General features: G+C 42.7%; 24 protein-coding genes and 12 tRNA genes. 1 reads left to right on the top strand and 35 read right to left on the bottom strand.

Going from position 1 to position 23,191, the window contains the following annotated elements; translation table 11 throughout:
- Positions 1 to 19: 19 nt before the first annotated feature.
- The 18 genes from O3622_RS09620 to tgt all read right to left on the bottom strand — a co-directional run bounded on the left by O3622_RS09620 (position 20) and on the right by tgt (position 14,571).
- Positions 20 to 643 carry a hypothetical protein gene (locus O3622_RS09620; protein ID WP_000921432.1) on the bottom strand — a complete coding sequence of 208 codons (624 nt, stop codon included), beginning with the start codon at positions 641 to 643 and terminating at the stop codon, positions 20 to 22.
- Between the two features lie 55 nt (positions 644 to 698).
- A complete protein-coding gene (jag, locus tag O3622_RS09615; protein WP_000242591.1) occupies positions 699 to 1,685 on the bottom strand; it encodes an RNA-binding cell elongation regulator Jag/EloR in 987 nt (328 codons plus the stop codon).
- A gap of 14 nt (positions 1,686 to 1,699) precedes the next feature.
- Positions 1,700 to 2,527 (bottom strand): membrane protein insertase YidC, encoded by an 828-nt coding sequence (locus O3622_RS09610; protein WP_000728097.1) that lies wholly within the window; start codon positions 2,525 to 2,527, stop codon positions 1,700 to 1,702.
- A complete protein-coding gene (gene rnpA / locus O3622_RS09605; protein WP_000748120.1) occupies positions 2,502 to 2,873 on the bottom strand; it encodes a ribonuclease P protein component in 372 nt (123 codons plus the stop codon). The genes O3622_RS09610 and rnpA overlap by 26 nt, the downstream gene beginning before the upstream one ends.
- Before the next feature lie 149 nt (positions 2,874 to 3,022).
- Positions 3,023 to 4,213 (bottom strand): acetate kinase, encoded by a 1,191-nt coding sequence (locus tag O3622_RS09600; RefSeq protein ID WP_000167788.1) that lies wholly within the window; start codon positions 4,211 to 4,213, stop codon positions 3,023 to 3,025.
- Between the two features lie 50 nt (positions 4,214 to 4,263).
- Entirely contained in the window at positions 4,264 to 5,217 is a 954-nt protein-coding gene (locus O3622_RS09595) for a class I SAM-dependent methyltransferase (RefSeq protein ID WP_000345143.1), read from the bottom strand.
- A 60-nt stretch (positions 5,218 to 5,277) separates the two neighbouring features.
- Entirely contained in the window at positions 5,278 to 5,865 is a 588-nt protein-coding gene (locus O3622_RS09590) for a class I SAM-dependent methyltransferase (protein ID WP_371607396.1), read from the bottom strand.
- A 32-nt stretch (positions 5,866 to 5,897) separates the two neighbouring features.
- Positions 5,898 to 6,311, bottom strand: a complete 414-nt coding sequence (gene comGG, locus O3622_RS09585) for a competence type IV pilus minor pilin ComGG (protein ID WP_033629241.1) — start codon at positions 6,309 to 6,311, stop codon at positions 5,898 to 5,900.
- On the bottom strand, positions 6,289 to 6,750 hold the full coding sequence (gene comGF, locus O3622_RS09580; protein ID WP_125398138.1) for a competence type IV pilus minor pilin ComGF: 462 nt from the start codon (positions 6,748 to 6,750) through the stop codon (positions 6,289 to 6,291). Before comGF ends, comGG begins: the two co-directional genes overlap by 23 nt.
- Positions 6,713 to 7,015, bottom strand: coding sequence for a competence type IV pilus minor pilin ComGE (comGE, locus tag O3622_RS09575; protein WP_125398137.1), 303 nt, complete (start codon positions 7,013 to 7,015; stop codon positions 6,713 to 6,715). The genes comGF and comGE overlap by 38 nt, the downstream gene beginning before the upstream one ends.
- Positions 6,978 to 7,412 carry a competence type IV pilus minor pilin ComGD gene (comGD, locus tag O3622_RS09570; protein WP_033629238.1) on the bottom strand — a complete coding sequence of 145 codons (435 nt, stop codon included), beginning with the start codon at positions 7,410 to 7,412 and terminating at the stop codon, positions 6,978 to 6,980. The genes comGE and comGD overlap by 38 nt, the downstream gene beginning before the upstream one ends.
- Positions 7,375 to 7,698, bottom strand: a complete 324-nt coding sequence (comGC, locus tag O3622_RS09565) for a competence type IV pilus major pilin ComGC (protein ID WP_000735800.1) — start codon at positions 7,696 to 7,698, stop codon at positions 7,375 to 7,377. Before comGC ends, comGD begins: the two co-directional genes overlap by 38 nt.
- Before the next feature lies 1 nt (position 7,699).
- Positions 7,700 to 8,716, bottom strand: a complete 1,017-nt coding sequence (gene comGB / locus O3622_RS09560; protein ID WP_371607399.1) for a competence type IV pilus assembly protein ComGB — start codon at positions 8,714 to 8,716, stop codon at positions 7,700 to 7,702.
- Complete coding sequence (comGA, locus tag O3622_RS09555) at positions 8,664 to 9,605, bottom strand: competence type IV pilus ATPase ComGA (protein ID WP_000249580.1); 942 nt, start codon at positions 9,603 to 9,605, stop codon at positions 8,664 to 8,666. The genes comGB and comGA overlap by 53 nt, the downstream gene beginning before the upstream one ends.
- 62 nt (positions 9,606 to 9,667) lie before the next feature.
- A complete protein-coding gene (locus tag O3622_RS09550) occupies positions 9,668 to 10,033 on the bottom strand; it encodes a DUF1033 family protein (RefSeq protein ID WP_371607395.1) in 366 nt (121 codons plus the stop codon).
- A 152-nt stretch (positions 10,034 to 10,185) separates the two neighbouring features.
- Positions 10,186 to 11,337, bottom strand: coding sequence for an N-acetylglucosamine-6-phosphate deacetylase (gene nagA / locus O3622_RS09545; RefSeq protein WP_001134442.1), 1,152 nt, complete (start codon positions 11,335 to 11,337; stop codon positions 10,186 to 10,188).
- A gap of 140 nt (positions 11,338 to 11,477) precedes the next feature.
- Positions 11,478 to 13,295, bottom strand: a complete 1,818-nt coding sequence (locus O3622_RS09540) for an acyltransferase family protein (RefSeq protein WP_371607394.1) — start codon at positions 13,293 to 13,295, stop codon at positions 11,478 to 11,480.
- Positions 13,296 to 13,428: 133 nt separating this feature from the next.
- Positions 13,429 to 14,571 (bottom strand): tRNA guanosine(34) transglycosylase Tgt, encoded by a 1,143-nt coding sequence (tgt, locus tag O3622_RS09535; protein ID WP_001285249.1) that lies wholly within the window; start codon positions 14,569 to 14,571, stop codon positions 13,429 to 13,431.
- Positions 14,572 to 14,687: 116 nt separating this feature from the next.
- Here tgt and O3622_RS09530 point away from each other — a divergent pair, with 116 nt between their 5' ends.
- Entirely contained in the window at positions 14,688 to 15,545 is an 858-nt protein-coding gene (locus O3622_RS09530) for a DUF975 family protein (protein WP_049490198.1), read from the top strand.
- Positions 15,546 to 15,724: 179 nt separating this feature from the next.
- Here the strand turns inward: O3622_RS09530 and O3622_RS09525 are convergent, their stop codons facing one another.
- From O3622_RS09525 to O3622_RS09445, 17 genes are all read right to left on the bottom strand, one after another.
- The gene (locus tag O3622_RS09525) at positions 15,725 to 16,909 is read right to left on the bottom strand and encodes a LysM peptidoglycan-binding domain-containing protein (protein ID WP_371607393.1); all 1,185 of its coding nucleotides are present in this window, start codon (positions 16,907 to 16,909) and stop codon (positions 15,725 to 15,727) included.
- 129 nt (positions 16,910 to 17,038) lie between these two features.
- A complete protein-coding gene (locus tag O3622_RS09520; RefSeq protein WP_371607392.1) occupies positions 17,039 to 17,695 on the bottom strand; it encodes an HAD family hydrolase in 657 nt (218 codons plus the stop codon).
- 3 nt (positions 17,696 to 17,698) lie between these two features.
- Complete coding sequence (locus tag O3622_RS09515; RefSeq protein ID WP_371607391.1) at positions 17,699 to 18,979, bottom strand: MATE family efflux transporter; 1,281 nt, start codon at positions 18,977 to 18,979, stop codon at positions 17,699 to 17,701.
- Between the two features lie 60 nt (positions 18,980 to 19,039).
- The gene (gene thrC, locus O3622_RS09510; RefSeq protein WP_371607390.1) at positions 19,040 to 20,524 is read right to left on the bottom strand and encodes a threonine synthase; all 1,485 of its coding nucleotides are present in this window, start codon (positions 20,522 to 20,524) and stop codon (positions 19,040 to 19,042) included.
- A gap of 75 nt (positions 20,525 to 20,599) precedes the next feature.
- Positions 20,600 to 21,877 (bottom strand): glutamyl-tRNA synthetase, encoded by a 1,278-nt coding sequence (locus tag O3622_RS09505; protein ID WP_049478717.1) that lies wholly within the window; start codon positions 21,875 to 21,877, stop codon positions 20,600 to 20,602.
- A 183-nt stretch (positions 21,878 to 22,060) separates the two neighbouring features.
- Positions 22,061 to 22,144: transfer RNA gene (locus O3622_RS09500), tRNA-Leu, on the bottom strand.
- Positions 22,145 to 22,153: 9 nt separating this feature from the next.
- Positions 22,154 to 22,225, bottom strand: a tRNA-Gln gene (locus O3622_RS09495).
- A 13-nt stretch (positions 22,226 to 22,238) separates the two neighbouring features.
- A tRNA-His gene (locus tag O3622_RS09490) sits at positions 22,239 to 22,311 on the bottom strand.
- 14 nt (positions 22,312 to 22,325) lie between these two features.
- Positions 22,326 to 22,396: transfer RNA gene (locus O3622_RS09485), tRNA-Trp, on the bottom strand.
- An 11-nt stretch (positions 22,397 to 22,407) separates the two neighbouring features.
- A tRNA-Tyr gene (locus O3622_RS09480) sits at positions 22,408 to 22,488 on the bottom strand.
- Between the two features lie 17 nt (positions 22,489 to 22,505).
- Positions 22,506 to 22,578 (bottom strand) — tRNA-Phe (locus O3622_RS09475).
- Positions 22,579 to 22,581: 3 nt separating this feature from the next.
- Positions 22,582 to 22,655: transfer RNA gene (locus O3622_RS09470), tRNA-Met, on the bottom strand.
- Positions 22,656 to 22,666: 11 nt separating this feature from the next.
- Positions 22,667 to 22,756 (bottom strand) — tRNA-Ser (locus O3622_RS09465).
- A 6-nt stretch (positions 22,757 to 22,762) separates the two neighbouring features.
- Positions 22,763 to 22,834: transfer RNA gene (locus O3622_RS09460), tRNA-Glu, on the bottom strand.
- An 11-nt stretch (positions 22,835 to 22,845) separates the two neighbouring features.
- A tRNA-Ile gene (locus O3622_RS09455) sits at positions 22,846 to 22,919 on the bottom strand.
- A 35-nt stretch (positions 22,920 to 22,954) separates the two neighbouring features.
- Positions 22,955 to 23,025 (bottom strand) — tRNA-Gly (locus tag O3622_RS09450).
- 5 nt (positions 23,026 to 23,030) lie between these two features.
- Positions 23,031 to 23,103 (bottom strand) — tRNA-Val (locus O3622_RS09445).
- Between the last annotated feature and the right edge of the window lie 88 nt (positions 23,104 to 23,191).

Raw genomic sequence — 23,191 nt, 5'->3', positions numbered from 1 at the left:
ATCTAACACATTTGATTTTCTATTCCCTCGTCACTTCATAGTACGGAAGCAAGCGCGCATAAGCCTCTTCTAGCTTCTCCAATATCGCTTCTACTGACTGATTTTCAATGAAGGAAACATCTGCCTTAACCAAAACTTTACGGACTTCCTGACTTCTCACCTTCTCGCGTAAAGTACGACGATTCTCCTCAGTAGCCTCCACCTTATGACTTTCCCCATTTGAGTAGACTAGATAATAAATTCCTTCTACCGCTGGAAGTTCTAAAACCTTGGCTTGCTTGTCTAAAGTCTGTTCATCTTTCTTGCGCTCAATGAAGCTGACCTCAAAAGAAATCCCATAATTAGTAGGTGTTCCATACAAACGAAGAGCCATCATAGGTTCTGTCACTTGTCCGTCTCTCTGTAGATAGGCCCAGAAATGCGGTCGCAAGCGTTGCGCTTGGTTCATCCACTGACTAGTCTGTTGCAGTTGCCATTCTGGATGACTAGCTTGAAAGGTTTTGGCCAATTCTGTAAAAGACTTCCGAGCCTCTTGACCTTTTTGCCGCAAGGTCAACATCTTTTCTCTTTCATCGCCAGCTTTATCAGGATTACGGTACTGGACTCCTGCAAATGATAGGTATTCTCTAACTGTTTTCAGCATATCTGAATCTTTCCTTTCCTAGCAAAAAATCAGGATGAACCTGATTTTGCTTTGCTTATTCTGCATCTACGACAACATAGCGATTTGGCTCGTCACCTTCAGAGTAACTCGTCACGCCATCCATGCGTGAAATAATGCGATGGATTATCTTGCGTTCGCTATTTGACATTGGATCAGTTTGTTGACTACGCCCTTCCTCTAAAACGCGAGTCGCCAATTTTTGAGCGTAGGTTTGTAAGACTTCTGCACGGTGTTCAACATAATCATTGACATTGATCGTGATGTAGAAGGTTCTTGAATAGCGGTTATAAAGATAATTTTGAGCCAATAGTTGCAAGGCCTTCAAAACTTTACCATGATAACCGATAATACGGCCTGGTTCATTGGTGTCAATTTGAAGATTGATGGTGCGGCGATTGTAGTCGCTTGAAATCGTCCCTTCAACATCCATATCATCTACAATGGTTTGAACGTAGCTAGCTACTTCAGTTGCCACTTGTTCGATGTCATAACTTGGTTCTACTTTCAAGCCTAAATCTTCCAAAGATTGACTTGTTGCTTCCTGCGTTTCAGTTTCTTTTTCTGGAGCAGATTTCACTTCCTCGGTAGTATCCTCTGGTTCCAATTCATTTAAAATTGAAATATGGCCTGTTTCTTCCAAAATCGTGCTGGCGTGCTTTTCATTTTTCAGGATTTCAGCCTTGACCTCTTCAGAGACACCTTGACCTTCTTCTTCAATCTTCTTGATGGCTTCAACCACATATCCCAAATCAACTGTCGCTTCGCTGACGGTTTTCACTGGTTCATTTTTTTCATTAACTTCTTTTGGAACCCCTTTAATGGCCTGCTGGTTGGCTTTGATTACTGTCGTTTCACTAATGGCTTCGATATCAACTTGAGCTGGCTTCTTACCAAACAAGCCTAAAAATCCTTTTTTCTCTTTCGAAACGACCTTGATGTGGGCCTTCATTCTTGGAATGTCTAATTCTTTCAATCCTTTTTGGATTGCTTCTTCAACCGTTGAACCTGTAAATAATACCATTATCAGATTCCTCCTTATTTTTTCTTTTTCTGTGCTTTTTTCAAAGCTCTTCTCTTCTTGCCTTCTAAATCTTTTTCTGCTTGCGCCACTGCTTCTCTTTCGGCAATAATCTTGAAAGGATTGTTCAAGAAATAGGTTTGCAGAACTTGGTAAGCATTGGATACGGCCCAGTACAAGGCTACACCACTTGGGGCGGAGATGGCAAAAACAAAGATCAATACAGGCATACCATACATCATCCCTGTCGTAGCTCCACTTTTTTCGGACAAAGCTTTATTCGATAACCAGCTACTCAAGAAGGTAAAGACTGCCGCCAAAATCGGAAGGACAAAACTTGTATCTACTCCTCCCAAATTAATCCATAAAAAGTGACCTGTTTTCAAAAAGTCTACTCGACTCAAGGCTTGAAAAAGTGCCAAGAGAACAGGCATTTGTATTAAAATCGGCCAGAGAGAGGATGAATGTTTGATCCCTAACTCTTTATAAACCTTACGCATCTCCTGGTCTAGCTTGGTTCTACTTTCCATATCACGACCTGGGTATTGCTCTCGCAAAGCCTTGATGCGTGGTTGAGCCTCTTGCATTTTTCTAGAGGCAACCATCTGTGTCTGAAAGACCGGTAATAGAATCGTCCGGATCAAAATCGTGAAGAGGATAATCCCCACTCCGATACTAATGTCAAAGGACAAAAAGCGGATAATTTCAGCAAAAAAATAAACGAATTTGCTCCAAAAGTCTGTCGAATCTGCTGTTATATCGCTAGCTGTACCATTTGTTGCACAGGCTGTCATGATAAACAAGGACAAGCCCAACAAACTAGTCAACTGTAGTTTCTTTTTCACTCCCATTTCCTTCCTGGTAAATCTTTGATAACTTTAATACGTGGAGTAGGTTTTTCTCCATCTCTGCATATTCCAAGGTTTCCACCCCTTTTCGGGCAATCACGACAAAATCAACATGCTCTACTAAACTCCCTTTTACACTTTGTAGAATGTGCCGGATTCGTCTCTTGATTTGATTTCTGGTAACTGCATTCCCCAGCTTTTTGCTGACGGACAGTCCTACTCGAAAATGGTTTTGCTGGTTTTCCAATTGGTAGACAACAAATTTTCGATTGGCAAAACTTGTTCCGTCCTTGAAAATCGCCTTAAAATCTTTCTCTCTTTTTACACGAAAGCTTTTCTTCAAAACTCAACTCCATCTATTAAATTACTACTATTATACCATATTTTTTGAAAAAGCCAATAACAGCAAGGTTTTAGACATTTTCTACATAAAAAAAGCTGGAAAATCTCTTTCCCAACTTCTTTTTACAATCAAATTTTACGTGTATTTACTTATTTTTTCAAGCGCTCAACATCGCGTGCAATCACCAATTCTTCATCTGTTGGAATAACCAAGACACGGATTTTCGCTGCGTCAGTTGAGATGTCTCCCGTTACGCCAAAGACGTTCTTTTCTGGATCCACATCACAACCAAACCAAGAGATACCTGAAATGACATCCTCACGAACCAAAGCTGCATTTTCACCGATACCTGCTGTGAAGATAATCGCATCTGCTCCATTTAGGACTGCAAGGTATTGACCGATATGTTTTTGGATACGATCAACATAGATTTCATAAGCCAAAGTCGCATCATGGTCTCCTGCTTCCATAGCAGCAATCACATCACGCATATCGCTTGACTGACCAGAAACTCCCATGAGCCCTGATTCACGATTGAGAACGCGACTAATATCTTCTGGGGTATTAAAATCCTCTGTATATTGCATGAGATAAGGGATGATAGCAGGGTCAATATCTCCTGTACGAGTTCCCATCATCACACCTCCAAGTGGTGTGAATCCCATAGAAGTATCCACAGACTTCCCTCCCTTAACAGCTGTGATAGAAGCCCCGTTACCAATATGGCAGGTAATCAATTTCAAGTCTTCTAGAGGGCGGCCCAAAAGTTTCGCTGCTTCTCCTGCGACAAACTGGTGGCTTGTCCCGTGGGCACCATATTTACGAACCTTGTTGTCTGTGTAGTATTTAGTTGGTAGAGGGTAGCGATAAGCCTTCTCTGGCATGCTTGTGTGGAATGAGGTATCAAATACGACAACACTGGTAATATCTGGCAGCAATTCCTTAAATGCGCGAATTCCAGCTGCGTTAGCTGGATTGTGAAGAGGAGCCAACAGTCCCAATTCCTCAACTTTTTCTAACACATCTCCCTCAACAACTGTTGATTCCTTGAAATATTCACCACCTGCAACGACGCGGTGGCCAACACCTGTAATCTCATCGTACCCTTTGATAATGTCAAAACGAATCAAGTCATCCAATAAAATTTTAACGGCTTGTGTGTGGTCTTCAATATCAAGAATTTGTTGCTCCGAACGACCGTCAAATTTTACTGTTGAAATTGAATCTTTCAATCCAATACGTTCAATCAAGCCTTTAGCCAAAACTTTTTCCTCAGGCATTTGATAAAGTTGCCATTTCAAGCTTGAGCTTCCTGCATTGATTGCAATTGTTTTTGTCATAAGATGATACCTCTTTTTAAGCGTTTTCATCTATTATAACAAAATCTCTTTTATATTTCAGTACCTTTGCTCCAATTTTGAAAATTTTCTTTAAAGGTCAACAAAACTGACGGATCTTGCAAGCTAGTAAGAGGGTAAACAAAGGGTTCTATTTCCTTGTCTCTTTTCTTCTGTAAGACAAAAATACTTTTAGCTTGGCTTGCAGTTGAGAAAATATCCTCTGGCAGAGCGATGATAGCAGCCAGACTCACTTCGTCTTTGAGCCACCCTTTTAATAAGTCACTTTGAGGACTGGTCAATAAATCACTCGGAGCTAGAAAAATAGCATAGCCATCTGACTTAAGGTACTTGAGGCCTTGTTCCATCAGCAAATGGTGGGCATAGGTATGCTCTTGACTAGAAGCCACTTGATAGCGTGAAGCGATGGCATCGTCTGGGTAATAGCCAACAGGTAAGTCGCTGATGACCACGTCGCTTTCTTTAAGCATTTGCGGACGAACGGCATCTCCTTGGACAAAACCAGCCTGCAAACCAATCACATCTGCCATACTGGCTGCCAAATCAATCAGCAAGTCATCCACTTCGATTCCCAAGTAATCTACTTTTTTAGCGAGAGAAGTCAAGAAAGTAGCCCCCAAAATCCCCATACCAGAACCTATTTCGAGAATGCTAATTTCCTCTTTATGAAGCAACTCTTCTACAACAATTACCAAGAGGAGGGCAATGGCATCTGGTGTAAACTGGTGATTGGCCTGTAAAGGTTCCGTTTGTCCTGCCTTCATCAAGAGAAACTGGTAGGTCTTGAGCCACTCTTCCTTGCGAAGCGCTAAGCGCTTAAGGGCTTGATTGTTCTCCTTGACCTGCTCTAGATTGGTCTCGCCATCTAGATAGATACTATTTTGCTCTACCAAGGCGTCATAAAAGTTGGTCGCCAAATCACTTTGGATGACTTGGACATTCTCTAGTAAATACGTATAAGCTTGTTCAATTTTTTCAAAATCCATATTTCTATCTTATCAAATTTCCCTCCTTTTTTCCATTCCTATAGAAAAATCACTCCCTTACTAGGCGAGTGATTTTTGGGCTACTGTTAAAAAGAGCTCTGCGTAATTTCCTAGGAAAAGACCTTCGGCACTGTAAAGGATCTGACTGTCAATGCTCGAAAAACCAAACTGGGCTAGCTTGTTTTCCAGTTCAGCTAAATCAAAACCATGATGGTTGGTATCTGTCTTGACAAAATCAGCGATGAGGACCTGTCCATTCTCCCTAAGATGATGGTGAAACATAGCAAGAGTTGCATCTAGATCAGGCATATGATGAAGAACCCTACTGACAACAATTAGGTCAAATTGCTGCTCCAAGGGATTTGCCAGTAAATCCTGCTCCAAGAGTTGAAGATTCCTGATTTCTTGTTCCTCTGCTTTCAAACGGGCTTGCTCCAGCATTTTCTCTGAAATGTCTACAAGGGTAACTGACTTGGCCTGCTTGGCTAGGGGCAAGGCTAATAGACCCGTCCCACCACCAAAGTCCAATATTTCCGTGTCTGATAGAAGAGCAATCTGTTTCTCGACCGCTTGACAAGCCAAATTTGCAAGGAAGATATTTTTAGGGGAATCAAAGGTTTCTGCTTTGTGGTTAAAATCGTGTTTCATGTTTTTAGTTTAGCACAAAGTAGTTGAATTTACTAGGAATTATCTTTCTTTTCAGGCTTTTCTTCTGATTTTTTCTTCCCTGCTTGATTGCTTGAATCAGTCGCTACCTCTTCCTTTTTAGCTGTTTTCTTTTCTTGGGTTTTCAGCGGAGGAAAGAGAAATTCATAATTGCCCTTATTCATACGAACACTTGTTGCAAAACCTGTTTTCGTATTTTGATACTTGACTTTTCCTAAGTTAAAGACACGTTCCCCACTTTCTTGCTCAGCCTTATCCTTACTTCGCTTGGCCATGGCAAAAGCTGCCAACTTTTCTTTGTTTAGGGCAAAGTCTTTGTGATGGGCTACTTGCCGATTTAAATAAAACTGCAACAAAAGGCTAAAAATGGCTGCCATGGTGACTGCATATAAAAGAACGCCTGCCTTAACTTTTTGTTTTTTCCACATGATAGATGAACTCCCTTTCTAAGCCCTTTTGAAATTGGAAACGAAAGCGAACCAATTGATTTTCCTCTGTAATTTGAGCTGATTTGAGTCCATAAACCATAGGTTGGTAGCCCCGTCCGCTGGTATCCGTTTTTCGAAAATCATCCGATTTAGACTTCCCTATAGAGATATCCTTACCATCCTGTTTTAAATAGAGGCGATTGCCTTCTACCTTTTCAAACTGCGAACGCTCTAACTCTACCTCCAGTTGATCCACAAACAAGAGCCACTCCTTTTGCTCGCTTTGCTGCTGGTAACGAACTTCTAAAATGAGGAGCTGACTCATAGCTTGAAAAAGGAGCAAGCCTCCGCTAATGACGATAAGGGCAATCAGAGATTCTAAAAGAGTGAAAGCTCTTACCTTACTGCTCTTTAAGATCCAGCAACTTCGATGAACCATGGTAGACCTCCAATCCTTTCTCACTAGCAAATACCTGGATTTCCACTCCATTTACCCTCACTTGATTTTGACCTGTTTGCAAGGCCATCTTCGCCACACGCAAGACTTCTTCCTTTTGCAAGATTTCTGCCTCTTCTTGTCTATTTTTCTGGATTTGTCCCAAAAGAAGGGTCGCAATGCTGGCAAACACAGCCAAAGCTACTACTGCTTCTAGTAAGATTACTGCCTTAATTTTTTGTTTCCTTAGTGCGTTTAATTTTTCCATTTCCTAGATATAATTGATAGCGAATCGCTCCTTTACTGGTCTGAAATTCAACCTTAGCCAGGGACGAATTGCCCCCAGCTCGGTCAAATATAATGCTTTGTCCTGATGGTGCCTGAATTCCTTTAGGAACTGTCAACTTTTGACTGCCATTACTGATCGTCTGTCCATCTAAGTTCAAGCTGGTCTTTTGCTGACTGGCTACACTGCGTTTTTGTGTTTCCCGATAGAGTTCTTCAAACTCCATAAAGAAAATCTGCTCCTCTACCGCTGTAAAAGTGGATTGAACAGAACCAGACAAGCCCAAGGCAACGATACTCACAAGTCCCAAAACCAAGAGACTTTCCAGCATGGTAAAGGCCTTAATCTGCAACAGTTTGACTTGTTTTTTGTTTTGCATGGTAGTCTTTATAAGCTTTAGCTTGCTCAGCTGTGATACGACCGTCTGCTTGTAATTTGCTAAGGCTAGCATCTTCATTCTTGTCCAGACTATAGAGCTCTGCCTGGCTTTCTACGACCTTGACAACAGCAGCTTTTCCTTTATCATCTACGGCATCCTTTTGCTTGGTCAAATTGGGCACAAAGAGCAAGAGAAGAACACTGATGATAAGCAAAACCACTAACATTTCTACCAAAGTGAAAGCTTTAACCTTGGCTTTTTTTAAATTTGTCATGAGTTTTTTCATTTTAAAAATTTACCTCCATATTTTGATACATGGGCATAAGCATTGCCGCATAAAGTAAAACGATAATCAGGGCCACAAAGATAAAAACCAGTGGCTGTACCAGATTCATGGTACGATTAACTCGGGTAAAAAAAGCTTCCCAAGTTTTTTCCGCATAGATTTCCAACTCACTCCCCAGCTTGGACTTGACTTCCCCATACTCGATGATGAGACTCAACTCCTTTTTAAAGAAAGGATAGGTCGCTATGGTTTGAGAAAATTCCCGACCATTTTGCAGGGCTTGAGCCAAATCTTGACCGATTTCTTTAAAGAGCTGAGAACCTTGTTCCTGCATGATCTGAAAAATCTGCGTCAGCTCCATTCCCTGCGAAATCATATTGCCCCATTCACGCGCATAATAGGCCGTCAGATAGGTCTGGACAAAGATTCCTAGAAAGGGAACCCGTGCCAACATCGAGAAAACCCGCATCTTGGAACTTCTTTTGTAAAAAGTGAGGGCTAAAAGTAAAGATAGAGAGCAAACCAACACTAGCCCCAGAAAAATTTGTGGCAGATTGCCAATGATTTGGGTGGCGATATTGCTACTGTCCAGTTGGGGGAGCAAATAATTCCTGAGCCCCAACATGATTAGCAGGAGAAATCCCAGCAAAATCAAAGGATAGGTCGCTACTTCAATTAACTTCTTCTTGACCTTGGACAAATTATCCAGATATTCTTCTATCTTCCCCAAACTCAGGTGAAGATTCCCATGTACTTCAGCTAGAGATAATTGGGTCACAATAGCACTTGAAAACCCCAAGCTGTCCATCATCTCTGAAAAGGATTTCCCCTGAGACAAGCCTTGGTGCATCCGGGCCACATAGTCCTTTTCCAGCAGGGCACTTCTGCCCAAAAAAGAAATAATTTCCACCAAATGAAAGCCACTGGAAAAGAGGTTGTTAAACAGGGTGATGATTTTCTTCTGCTTAGCTGTAGCTAATTTTTTCCGTTTCAGCCTGAAGACTTGTGATATGTCCATCTTTAAGAAGCTGGTCAATCTGCGCATTCCAGCTAGTTGGCTGGTGTTCTTGAAAGTCTTTGTTTGCAAAGTCAACGATTCCTCCTCCCCCGATTAATCTCTGGTAGCAGACTCCTTGCAGAACAACTGCTAATTCTTCCTCCGTCACACCTAACTCCAGAAGGCGTTCATAAACACCTCGGATACTCTTGGCATGAATGGTTGAAAAGACTGTCGCCCCTGTCAAACTGGCTCTGACCACTGCACGCGCCGTCTCGCTATCCCGAATTTCACCGATAATCAAGAGGTCAGGACGATGCCGGAGAGACAGTTTGATGAGATTTTCATAGGTCAAACCAATCGCTTCATTCAACTGCAACTGGAGCATGTCTTCCTGCTTGATCTCGACAGGATCTTCAATGGACATGACCTGTTGCCCCATAAACAGAGACTTGGCTAATTCGTGCATCAGAGTCGTCTTGCCACTTCCGACTGGACCTGCAAAGAGATAGAGTCCCCGTTGCCTGTACTGCTCACCCAGTTCGTTCATATCCTGAAACCAGAAATGCAGGTCCTGCTCCTCATCGTGCAACAAACGAATGACCAAACTCTCATGTCCCCGATAATCTCCCACGGTAGACAAACGCAGAGAAGACACCTTCTCCCCATGCTGATAGTCGCAAGAGCCCAGTTGACTACGTCTCTTCTCTCCTACGTTCATACCCGCCACAAACTTAAAATGACTAATCACAGCAGCTAAAACATCAAACTCATAGGAGTCAACGAGACACCGCTCGTCTCCAATCCGCATGTGAAGCTCGTAGGACTTTTCCTTGGGAATGAAATAGATATCCTGAGCCTTCTTTTCTTTCGCAGTAGCAATAATTTTCTGTGCAATTTCTTGTACCATACCGCCCTCCTTATCTAACTATTCGCAAAAAAATAAAAAAAGCAACTTAAAAAGTTACTTTTTTATCTCCATTTCATGCGGCAAGAACGGTGTTTTTCTTGACCTGTTTGTTTTTCGTAGCCTGGACGTAGCTTTTCATCGGGGATGGCTTGCTCATCCTGTAAAAGTGCCAAAGAATGGTACTGCTGCAAATACTCATCGCACTCATCACACCAGCGTTGGTCGGCAGGATCCCAAAAAATAGTCATCAAATCACTCCGACTTTTATAAAGAGGATTCTTCTTTTCCAGCTCAAACCAGCATGATTTATAATATTTTAGAGCATCATAATACTTGTCAAAAGATTGACTCATGATGACATCTTCTTCCCAACCTTCTATGAACCACCACGGTTCAAAATCCCCATACATTTCTATAACACGATACATTCTTACTACTTCCTTTGTATCGTATATTATATCTAATTTTTTATTACAAGAAAAGGATTTTGCTTGCCTTTCCCTTTAGGAAGACTTCTTTAAATAGCTTTTCAGCCTATCATAAAAATAGGAGTCCTTTATTGACCCCTATTTTTATCATCTTAGGCTTGATAACGTTTCACACCATCTAGGTAGGTTGCTACCAATTCCAAATCTTTATCCAGTACGATAAAGTCGGCATCATAACCTTCACGGATTTGACCACAGACATCATCGATGTGAACAGATTTTGCTGGGTTGAGGCTGGCCATCATGACTGCTTCATGCGGATTCGCAATGCCCCATTCGACCACATTCTTCAAACCATCTTTGAGTTTAAGGATAGAACCTGCCAAATTGCCTGTAGATTTGAGGCGAGCAGTTCCATTAGCAACTACTACTGGGAATTCTCCCAACATGTAGTCGCCATCTTCCAAGCCACCAGCTGTCATACAGTCTGTGATAAGGGCGATATTTTCAGTTCCCTTTTGTTTGAGCAAGATATCACAGGCCTTTGGATCCACATGGTGACCGTCACAGATCAACTCTGCATAGGTATGTGGCAACTCATACATGGCTCCCACCATACCGAGCTCACGGTGAGTCAACCCACGCATTCCATTGTAGGCATGTACCCAAACGCTTGCTCCAGCATCCACTGCTTTTTTAGCTTCATCAAAAGTCGCATTTGAGTGTCCAAGAGCAACAGTCACTCCTTCACCCGTAATTGTACGAACAAAGTCTTCTACACCTTCACGTTCTGGCGCAAGGGCAATTTTATTGAGCAGGCCATTAGCTGCTTTTTGCCAAGCACGAAACTCATCCATACGAGGATCTTTCATGTAAGCAGGGTTTTGAGCTCCCTTGTATTTCTCTGTGAAATAAGGCCCTTCAAAATAGATTCCACGAATCTTGGCTCCACTTGCTTCCTGGTAACGAGCACCGATATTTTCAGTTACCGCAAGCAACTGCTCGTAAGAAGAAGTCAACGTCGTTGGCAAGAAGCTAGTAACACCTGTGCTAAGCAATCCTTCACTCATAGTATGAAGGGTTCCTTCGATGTTATTATCCATGACATCGACACCACCAAATCCATGAATATGGGTATCCACAAGTCCTGGGGCAATGCTATAACCTGTGTAGTCAATCACCTCAGCTCCTTCAGGAATCTGTTCTACATGTTTGCCAAACTTGCCATCCACAAGTTCCAAGTAACCGCCACGACGAACTCCGTGTGGGTAGAAAAACTGATCCGCTTTAATATAATTAGGCATAATGATAACCTCCTTGATAGATTGATTCTAGAATTTATTATGTCAATTACATTATAAACCTTTCTTTTTCATTTGTAAATGGTATAGACCTATTTTTCGTGGATATTTTAAAAGAGCTGGATTTCTCCAACTCTTTAATTTTATTTTGATTTTACAGGCAGTTCTTGAGCAGCCTTAACGGCAGCTGCGATCGTTTCTGCGTATAGCTTAGCACCTTCTTCAATCATGTTGCTATCATTCCCAAAGTGGACTTGGTCAGTTCCAGCCCAGATTTCAGGGTGTTCCTTAGCGACCTTATTCCAGTCAGCGACGCTCACATATGGATTCTTTTCAGCTAATTCTCTCGCATAAGCCGCATACTGCTCCACTGATGCATAAGTGTCCTTGCTCTTGTCTCCCTCATAAGGTGTCACCAGTATCAGATGGTGCCCTTTCGGTAGATTGTTCACGATACTGTCCAAATCATTCTTATAGCCTTCAGGATTGTTGACCCCCGTTGCAATGACAACTGTTTTTAAAAGCGCCTTGTTCTGGCTATTATTGAGCATGATGTCATTGGCTTGCTTGGTCGTCCGACTAACCTGAGCATTGATATTTGCATCAGGAAGCGCCTCTTTTAAGGCTGTATTGGCACGTAAAGTCACTGAATCCCCAATCAGACTCGTTCCATCAGAAATTCCTAGACGACTCAGTTCAGCTTGTTCAGCAAGAGTCTTTGTTTGTCCTATATTGGTCTGAGCTTGCTTGAAACCATTGATCATCAAGTCTGTCTCAAAGGCTCCAACTTGAGGAGCCACAGCTATGATAATCAAGGTAATCAAGGTAAGAATGCCAGCAGCACCAGCACTAATTGGTTTAATATGAGGCAATGGACTAATCTTCCGTATTAAAGGATTGGATTTACCGGCAATCAATGGCTCAATAATATAGAAGGATAGGATAGCAAAGAAATAAGAAAAGATGATTGTCAGAATAACAGCAGGCAAATTACTCATCAGCTGAGAAAAGATAATATAAAAAGTCCAGTGGAAAAGATAAACCGCGTAGCTGGTATCCGCTAAAAATGTAATGATCCGAGGTTCTTGTATCTCAGGCGTTTTCTCATGCAAGACACGCGCAGCAAAAATCATGGTCACTGCCGCTAAACTTGCTAGCAAGAAGCCAAATAAGTACGCGAACAGGTAGGTGAACTTGACAAAGAAGGTCAAGAGCACTAATACCAAGAGACCTGCAGCAAATACCAGTAGATTTTGACGAAGATCCCACATCCGGTCAAATTGCTTGACTAAATCGCTCGTCTGACGAACCCCCACAACTGTCGCCAAAATGCTTCCTAAAAAGAAAGGATAGACATGGGTCAAACTTGAAAAGTAGACAGATGAATAGGAACTCGCCATTAGACTACCAATAAACATGGAGAAAAAGCTAATGATGAAAGCTCCAGCAGAAAGGAGAAAGACCATCCCTCTCAATTGACTACTAGATTTTGAACGTTTCGATAAGAACCAAACCGCTAAGCCCCAAAGGATATAGTAGTGAACCTCAACAGCTAGACTCCAGTTGTGAACAAAGAGATGCGGAATGAACTGGGATTCATAACTTCCTCCTGTTAACATTTCGTAGAAGTTGGTCATAAAACCGAGAACTCCAGCAATCTGGCCACCAATTCCAGCAACATAGTCTTGACGAACCAAGAAAGTAAAAGGCATGGTCACCAAAACCATCAGCACCACAGGTGGCACGATACGATAAAACCGTCTCTTAAAAAAGCCCAGTAAATCAATCTGATGTGCCTTCCCAAATTCTTCTAAAAGGAGGGAGGTAATCAAAAATCCTGAAAAAGTGAAAAAGACATCTACCCCAAAGAATCCTCCAGGAAAGATCGTTTGAAAGAAGTGGTACAAAAGCACCAAAAGTAAACCTGTAATCCTAATCAAGGAAAACCATTTAATACGCATACGAGTCTATTCTCCATTAAATTAGGAAGCAAAACACCACCTAATTTCCATTCCATTATACTCCCTATTCTATCAAAAAAATAGGAAAAATCCTAAGAGAAAACTTAGGATTTTGGCATTCTATTTTTACACTTTAGAAATTGCGCCCTGACTTGTTGTAGCCATATTTTTCCACAAAATACTCACGAAATTCCAAGAGATTGTCATCCATAATGGCTTGACGCACTTGCTTCATCAGGTTGAGCAAGAAGTAGAGATTGTGGTAACTAGTCAAGCGGATACCGAAGGTTTCATCAGCCTTGAGCAGGTGACGAAGGTAGGCGCGTGTATAGTTCTTACATGTGTAGCAATCACACTCAGGATCCAGTGGCGTAAAGTCCTCAGCAAACTGGGCATTTTTGACAACCAAACGACCTTGACTGGTCATACAAGTTCCGTTACGAGCGATACGAGTCGGTAAGACACAGTCAAACATATCCACCCCACGAATCACCCCATCAATCAAGCTATCTGGCGCTCCCACACCCATCAAATAGCGAGGTTTGTTTTCAGGAAGCAGTTGGGTTGTAAAGTCCAAGACGGCATTCATTTCTTCGTGCGTTTCTCCCACTGCCAAACCACCGATAGAGTATCCAGGGAAATCCATGCTGACAAGGTCATGAGCTGACTGACGGCGAAGGTCTTCAAATCCTGCCCCCTGCACAATTCCAAACAAACCTTGATCCTGTGGACGACGGTGAGCCTTCAAACCACGCTCAGCCCAACGACTGGTACGCTCGATGGATTTCTTAACGTAGTCGTAAGGTTGGTAAAACTGAGGACATTCGTCAAAGGACATCATGATGTCTGAGCCCAGATTATTCTGAATAGAGATGGCCTTTTCTGGCGATAGGAACATCTTGGAACCATTGAGATGGTTTTTAAAAGTTACTCCTTCTTCGGTGATATTACGACTATCTGCTAGGGAATAAACCTGGAAACCACCACTATCCGTCAAGATTGGTTGGTCCCAGTTCATAAATTTGTGGAGACCACCTGCGCGTGCGATGAGTTCATCTCCAGGACGAAGCCAGAGATGATAAGTATTAGACAGGATAATTCCTGATCCCATCTCCTTCAACTCCTCTGGTGACTGGGTCTTGACAGTAGCTTGGGTCCCAACCGGCATAAACATAGGTGTCGGGAAGGTGCCGTGAGGGGTGATGATTTCTCCCAGACGAGCTCCCGTGTGTTTTTCTTTCTTAATCAAACGGTATTTGATTGGTGAATCTGACATTTTTTACCTCCGAAGCTGGGAAAAACAGTCCCAGTTCATACTTTGCGCCCAAAGGCATACTGTATGATTTTATCAAAAAAAGCTGGAACTGTCACGAACTATGGTATAATGAGAGAATGAAATACCCAAAAATTGATTTAAAAACTATTCGTCTGCAGACGAGGCAGTTTCAGGCTGAAAATCCCCGCCTCTTTCTGGTCTATCTCTTACCTAGCATGCTGGTCATCTTATCAGGCTTTCTCAACCCCTTGGCTCGTCTCCAAGACAGTGTTTTAGAGCAATCCTTTTTCAGCATGCTGGCACAAGTGCTCCAAGCCTATCTCTTCCCACTAGTGGTTTCTTTTGTGAGCACGATTTTTCTAGCAGGTGCTGCTTTTGCGACACTCCGACTCCTCAAGGATCCTGATACAGAACTCTCAGTAAAATCAAGCCTGGCCCTCTTTGCTGAAGAGCGCTTCTCGCAAACCTTCCTAACTCTGCTCCTCAAACGTTTCTACCTCTTTTTATGGAGCATTCCAAACTTAGTAGGCGTTTATTTTCTCTTTTATAGCAATCTCTTGGCTCGGAGATTTGTCGCCCTACATCCTGAATTTCCAAAATTAGACCTCTCATCCGTTGAAACCGAGCAATTCCTTCTGACCTTTGGCCTCTACTTTTTCGCGAGTCTCATCTTGATGATTGTAGGGAACACCCTCTACGTTCCGCAACATTATGCCTACTCGCAGGTAGAATTCCTCCTCTGCGATACTCTAGATTTAGGACAGGCTAAACCCCGTCAAATCCTGAAAACCAGCCGTTTCTTGATGAAGGGTTACAAATTCCAGTGCTTTGTCCTCGACCTACAACTACTCCCTTGGTACTTCCTCAACTGGCTCACTTTTGGAATTGCTAGTTTTTCAATCCTTCCCTATATCCAGAACAATCATATCTTCTTTTACAGAGCCCTACTAGCCCGTAAACGTCGAAATGGATAAGAGCATACAAAAACCAGCATCGTTCAGGACGCTGGTTTTCTAATTTAAAAAGCAAAATACTCAGCAGAGTCAAAATAGCAGGCCCACCTTGCTTCAGAAGAATCTTCTTGTTTATCCTAAAGGAATGACACAAAAAAAGAAGCGGGAACTCAATCAGTTCCCAACTTCCATTTTAATGATTAGTTCATTGATACGTGAACGTGGTCATAGTGGTTTTCGGTCACACTACCACGATCCGGCATTGGATTCCACGTGTAGGCTGGTCCATATTTACTATCATATGGAGCGTAGAAACGTTGCTTCCAGATGATATAGTTGATACCACGGCTAGCCATATTTTTGACTGCATATTCTGCAATTTGATCCCCGAGTGCTGAACTCACTGGAACCATGAAGTCGATGGCCAAACCTTTACCATGGTCGCCACTGTCTCCAGGACGGTAACCACTAAAAGATGTGATGCCAAACAAGTTGGCGATTTCTTCCTTAAAGGCTGCTGTTTGCGGTTGAAGACCAGCATTCTCAGACTTAGCTACAGCAAGTCCTGCATAGTCAGGAGCTGCTGGAGCTGAATAAGTTCTTGAAGGAGTTTGGCTTTGCTCTGCTTGATAAGTCGAAGTTGCAGTATCAGAAGTTGCTGTTGATGCTGCTGTTTCTTCTGTTGCACTTGTTCCTGTTGTATCAGCAGGCGTTTCAGTTGCTGGAGCAGCTGCTACTGGGGCTTCTGCTGGAGTTGTTGCTTGTGGAGCTTCTTCTTCAACTGGGCGAGTTGTTTCTGCTACTGGTACTTCCGCTAGAGTCGTTTCAGCTGTTTCTTCAGCTACAGATGTTTCTGTAGATGGTGTCTCTTCAGCAACTGTCGCTGTCTCAGAAACTTCTGAACTTGGCGCTACTTCTGCTGGTTTTTCCGTCTCTGTTGCAGTTGGAGCTTCCTCAATTGGTTGAGAAAGGTCTTCTACTTGAACTGTTTGTTCATCGACTGTCACTTGATTCGTCGTCAAATCAGCTGTCGCAGTCGTCACTTCTTCACTAGCATCTGATTGAGGAGCTTGGATTTCAACTTCCGTTACCTCTTCTGCCTCATTGACAGTTGTAGTGAGGACAGTATCTGGGAAAATCAAGTCCATATTAGTGATTTTGTTCAAATTAGCAAGAACCGTCACATCTACCCCCAAAGCTTCTGCAATCGTGCTCAGGGTATCACCATACTGAACTGTATAGCTGTTTTTGTTCTCGTTTTTCGTCACATCATTTTGGATTTGCTCAACGCTACGTGCTGTCCAAGAGATTTCTTGAGCTTTCGCTCCTAATGCGGGAGCAAGAGACAAGGCTACTGTCGAGGCTAAAATAATTCTTTTCTTCATTCGTTCATATTCCTTTCAAATGAGTACCTGTCTATCATAACACAAAAAAAGCTGAAAAAAAGCCCTCTCGGGCCTATTTAATAGAACTGTCTATTCCTTGTAACAAACTCGATTACTTGAAATAGTTTGTTAGGTTTCTGTCACAAAACTGACACAATCTTCTCGTCCCCAATCCTCAGAAATATGAGGAATATCTGCTAACTCTTGAATCCTGTGATTCCCTTCATAAGAAGACTCTAAAAAGTTGATGCTTTGAAGGCCACTATTCTGGGCAAATTCCACATCCAAAGTCCGGTCTCCTATATAGTAGGTGTTCTCAGAATCCAACTCATACTTGTCTAGCAGATAGGTCGCCGCTTGTGGACTGGGCTTGCGCGCAAAGCCACTCTGACTGGTTAAAATCTCTTTGAAATAGGATTCCAACCCCAAGTCTCTGAGAATGGTAAAAGCATTGTCTCCCTTATGAGTATAGACAAACTGCTGAATCCCTGCTTGGTCTGCCCAAGCTAGCACTTCACGCGCACCTGGCATCAAAACTACCTGGGCATTTTTCTCAGCCAGACTCTGGGCACGCACCTGATTGAGCACTTCCGCATCCAGATTTCTCTCTTCTGCCACCTGCTCCAGCAAATCCTGCACTGAATACCTAAGGATAAACTCTCTCACTTTTTCCTTATCATAAGGAATAGAAAATTGAGCAAAGGTCTCCTCAATCCCTGACAAAATCGCTTCGTAAGAGTCCAATAAAGTCCCGTCTAAATCCCAAATAAAGGCTGTTTTTTGCATTTCCTATCCTTTCAAGCTCATATAACGCTGGTAACGGTAACGTAGAAATAACCAGCGAAAACCATTATCCAAGAGAGTCCCTGCCCAAATACCAGGCAAGCCCCAACCAAGAACAATACCCATCAGATAAGCTGTCCCTATACGGATACACCACATCCCAATACTTGTCGCATAAAAGGGGAGGCGAGCATTCCCCAAGCCCTGCCAAACTGCCGTATAAATAACGGTCCCTGTCGACATGGGGGTTCCTAGTAGAGAAAACAGTGCCACCAAAACGCTCGCTTCAACCGCTACAGGATCAGTCGTATAGAGATGAGTCAATGGTGTCCCCAAGGCATAGATACTGAGAGTTAAGGGCAACATGAGAAGCAGGGAAAGCCAAAAGGTTTGCTTGCTTACCTCGTCTACTCTTTCCCAGTTATCCTCTCCAACTGCTCGAGCTACCTGCATGACCGTTGCCGTAGCGACACCAAAGGCAGGCATGTAGTTAAACTGGGTCAAGACTTCTCCAACTGCATTTCCCGCCACTGCCTCCGTTCCAAAAGAGACGACCAAGGCAATGATCACTACATCTCCAGCCCGCATCATGAGACGTTCTCCTGCCGCTGGCAAAGCCAAAGTCAATAGTTCCTTATCTAAACCAAAAGTCGGTTTCTCAAAAGGCAACTTTAATTGCGACCACAAAATCACAAGACCGACTAAGCGAGACAAGATAGTCCCCCAAGCAACACCCGCTATGCCCATATCAAGGACAAAAATAGCTAGACTTGAAAAAAGAATATTCAAGGCATTGGATAAAAGACTAACATAGAGGGGTAGACGCGGATTATGCGTTGCACGAATCAAGGCCCCTAGACTAGTCATCAAGCCCAAGAGAACAATCGATCCGCCTACCAAAGATAGGTAGAGCCCACCACTCTCGGCTACATCCCTCTCCGTGCCCAAGAGTCCTATCATCTCTTGCCCAGCAAAGAGCGATAAGGCGCCTAAAAGTGCACTCAGCAATAGGGTTATCTTGAGAGCCTCTGTCACATGATAAGCCAACTTGGACTGATCTTTCTGCCCCAAACTTTTTGAAATAACACTAGAAATAGCAGCCCCTAGAGCGATAAAAATCGCCTGGTAAATCGTGATAATATTGCCAGCCACTGAAACACCCGAAATAGCTATCAGTCCCAAGTGAGCGACCAAGTAACTGTCCACCATTCCCATGAGCATCTGCAAAAAGTTTTCACCCATAGCTGGCAATGCAATATTAAGAATGTCTTTATTTTTCTTAAACAATCTCTCCTCCTGATGAAAAGAAACTCAGTTGGTTTCCCAACCGAGTTTACTCCCTCTGTCTTAAAGTCCTAGATAAGCCTCAACCGCTACTTGCATATCAGCAGCTGCCACTGTTGATTTATGACGAACTGTAGCTGTTTCAAGGCCATCAACCGCTGGTGGCACTGCCACTCCTGATATTTCATGTAATTGATCCAAGGCTTCAAAGTCAGTCAAGCCTGCTTTTCCTGTTACCGCTTCTACTGCAACCACTGGGAACTTGTAGGGACTAGCTGTTGAAGCAATCACTGTCTTAGTCGCATCGCCAGTAGCCGCTTGGTATTTTCTATAAACAGCTGAGGCAACCGCCGTATGTGGATCCTCGATGTAGGCATCTGTTTGATAAACACGTTTAATTTCTGCTGCTGTTTCTTCCTCAGTCGCATATTCAGCTGCAAAGAGTTCCAGAATCACTGCATCAAAGTCTGTCAATTCATATTGTCCTTGTGTACTCAAGGCATTCATGAGTTCAGCTGTCTTAACCGCATCATTCCCCAAAAGATGGAAAATCAAACGCTCCAAGTTTGAAGATACTAAGATATCCATAGATGGACTAGTTGTTACTTTAAACTCACGTTTCTTATCGTAAACACGTGTTTTGAAGAAGTCTGTCAAGACATTGTTGTCATTTGAAGCACAGACTAATTTACCAACTGGCAGACCAATTTGCTTGGCATAAAAGGCAGCCAAGATATTTCCAAAGTTTCCAGTTGGTACTGTGAAGTTGACCTTTTCACCAGCCACAATCTCACCAGACTTGACCAACTGAGCGTAGGCATAAACATAATAAACAATCTGTGGTACCAAACGACCAATGTTCATAGAGTTAGCTGATGAAAATTGCAGTTTATTGGCAGCCAATTTTTCACGAAGAGCTACATCGTTAAACATATGTTTCACATTTGTTTGTGCATCATCAAAGTTTCCATCAATAGCGATAACATGAGTATTGTCGCCAGTCTGAGTAGTCATTTGCAACTCTTGTACCTTGCTGACACCATCTTTTGGATAAAAGACGATAATCTCAGTTCCAGGCACATCCGCAAACCCTGCCATAGCAGCTTTTCCAGTATCACCAGATGTCGCTGTCAAAATGACAATCTTGTTCTCCAAACCATGCTTTTTAGCGGCTGTCGTCATAAAGTATGGCAAGATAGACAAGGCCATATCTTTAAAGGCAATCGTTGAACCATGGAACAATTCCAAGTTGTATTGCCCATCCAGTTTCACCAATGGCGCAATAGCTGGAGTATCAAACTTGCTATCGTAGGCATTGTTGATACAGTAGTCCAACTCCTCAGCCGTAAAGTCATCTAAAAATGCTGATAAAACTAATTTAGCCACTTCTTGGTAAGAAGCATCTTTTAATGTGTCAAAGTCCAAATCCACCTTTGGATAAGTAAGCGGAGTAAACAGACCACCATCCGTCGCCAAACCTTGCAAAATAGCTTGGCTGGCAGTTGCTGTATTATTCGCATCACGCGTTGATTGATAAACTAATGTCATGAATCTCTATCCTTTATCTATAGTCTCTTCCATTATATCACGATTTTTCAGAAAATTCTCCCTTTATAAGAGAAATTATAATCCCAATTCTTTCTTCAAAGGCTCTAAATAAACCATTTCTTGCTTATCTCTTTTCTCCAGTCCTTCCTCAGCTAGGATGAGTAAGTCTTTAGAAAACTCGAGAACCGCAGCTTCTTCTTCATCTGTGAGTTGTTTTTTAGAAAATTGTCGTCTTAAAAGCTTATAATCACGACCAAATGTGGTAAAAAATGGTGCAGATTGCAAGTAAGCTTCTAACTTGTCTAAATTGAGCAACAAACCCAAATGAAAAGCCGCCGCAGCAAAGGTACGATTCAAGGGTTGCGTACAGACACTACGAAACTCAACTGTTCCTCGAGTCGTTAAGTCTTGGTACTGGTAACTACGATGAGTTTGGAAATCCTCCTCCTGAGGATGAATTAACACCTCATCCCCATTAAGGGTAAATGCTTGGATTTCAGGTGTAGCCAAATAGTCCCTAGCCTGAATCGGATAAAAATAATAGGTCTGCCCACCACGCTCCGCAGTAAAAATCGCAGAATGATCTAGATAATCAAAAAAATCATTCTCATCTTTGAAGAGTCTGGCATTGACGCCTACATTTTCAGGATAAATCCCGTGCATGGATTCTTCCCAAAAAATATCCCTTGAAATCTTAGTATCCCAATCTTCCCCTGAAAACTCAGAATTGGCAAATAAAAAGGCTTTTGCAGCTTCAATTTGCGTAAAAGCATTGATAACCCGCAAGTAGTTGGACTTTGAAACGTCCAGTTGAACCTGACTTCCACAGATAAAGGCACCATACTCAGGGAAATGATGTAAATCTGATTTAGTTACATTTCTACTCAAATTCAGATAATCCATCAACATCTGATAGCGGGGATAAGCCACTGGACAATTCTCATTTTTATCCCAGTTGGGATGAATGCCGCAGCCAACAATAGCATGGTTAGCTTCACCCAACTTATTCTGAATCGTAGCCATATAGAAGTTAAAGCGTTCTTCTACCTCTTGGATAGATTCGGCCTTTCCGAATGCAAACTCAATCGTCGTATAAGCAACCTCAAACAAGATCGTATCTTGGCTGACTGGATCAAGCAACTGAATTGGATTCCCAAAATCATCCACTTTTTCGATAGTGAAGCCCAATACTGATGGTAAATACCGAAAGAGATCCTTAACAACTTCACCATCTGTAGCTTCACCCTCTAAATTTACAATAGGATATTCTAACTCAATCCCAATAAATAAATCTGGGTTCTCTTTTATATTCTTTAAGTAACGTTTCTTTAGTAATTCAACAGACCGAGACATTAATCACCAAACTCTTTCATAATCAAAATAAATTGTGAATAAGTAATATTATACCAAAAATACACTAAAAATGATTAGAGTAAGAAGAAAAAGATGATTCATCAGTTATCTGTACTTAAAGAAAAATATCAAAATCTTCACCAAATCAAAAAACAAGGTCCGAAAACCTTGTCTTTATTACTATACCGGCGGCCGGGGTCGAACCGGCACGTCCTTGCGGACACTGGATTTTGAGTCCAGCGCGTCTGCCAATTCCGCCACGCCGGCAAATAGTAACTGGGGTAGCTGGATTCGAACCAACGCATGAGGGAGTCAAAGTCCCTTGCCTTACCGCTTGGCTATACCCCAATAATATAAAATAGGCGAGTGATGGGGATCGAACCCACGCATGCCAGAGCCACAATCTGGTGTGTTAACCACTTCACCACACCCGCCATAATCATATTAACACGGGCAGTAGGAATTGAACCCACACTGAAGGTTTTGGAGACCTTAGTTCTACCTTTAAACTATGCCCGTAACTAAAGTAATGGAAGGGGAGGGATTCGAACCCCCGAACCCGAAGGAGCGGATTTACAGTCCGCCGCGTTTAGCCTCTTCGCTACCCTTCCAAGTTATAAATAAAATATGGCGCGAGACGGAATCGAACCGCCGACACATGGAGCTTCAATCCATTGCTCTACCAACTGAGCTACCGAGCCAAATTGCGGGAGCAGGATTTGAACCTACGACCTTCGGGTTATGAGCCCGACGAGCTACCGAGCTGCTCCATCCCGCGTTAATATAAAAAGGAGGATGTGGGATTCGAACCCACGCACGCTTTTACACGCCTGACGGTTTTCAAGACCGTTCCCTTCAGCCGGACTTGGGTAATCCTCCAATAAATAGTCCGTACGGGATTCGAACCCGTGTTACCGCCGTGAAAAGGCGGTGTCTTAACCCCTTGACCAACGGACCATATTTATAAATGGGCACGAGTGGACTCGAACCACCGACCTCACGCTTATCAGGCGTGCGCTCTAACCACCTGAGCTACGCGCCCAAGTTTAAAAAACTTGGTAATTGAACAAAGTTCAAAGCGGGTGACGAGAATCGAACTCGCGACAACAGCTTGGAAGGCTGTAGTTTTACCACTAAACTACACCCGCTAAAATGGGAGTTAACGGGATCGAACCGCTGACCCTCTGCTTGTAAGGCAGATGCTCTCCCAGCTGAGCTAAACTCCCAAAGGGCGGAGTCTAGCTCAGCCAACGGTAAGAAACTTCGTTTCTCTCATCCGCCGATTGTAATTTCGATTTCCTCTCAATTACAACT

Origin of the sequence: Streptococcus sp. 27098_8_51, from assembly GCF_041432205.1 — a bacterium.
In the GTDB taxonomy this organism is placed as follows: Bacteria; Bacillota; Bacilli; order Lactobacillales; family Streptococcaceae; genus Streptococcus.
Note: the sequence above shows the minus strand (reverse complement) of the source record. Positions and strands in the feature narration are given on the sequence as shown.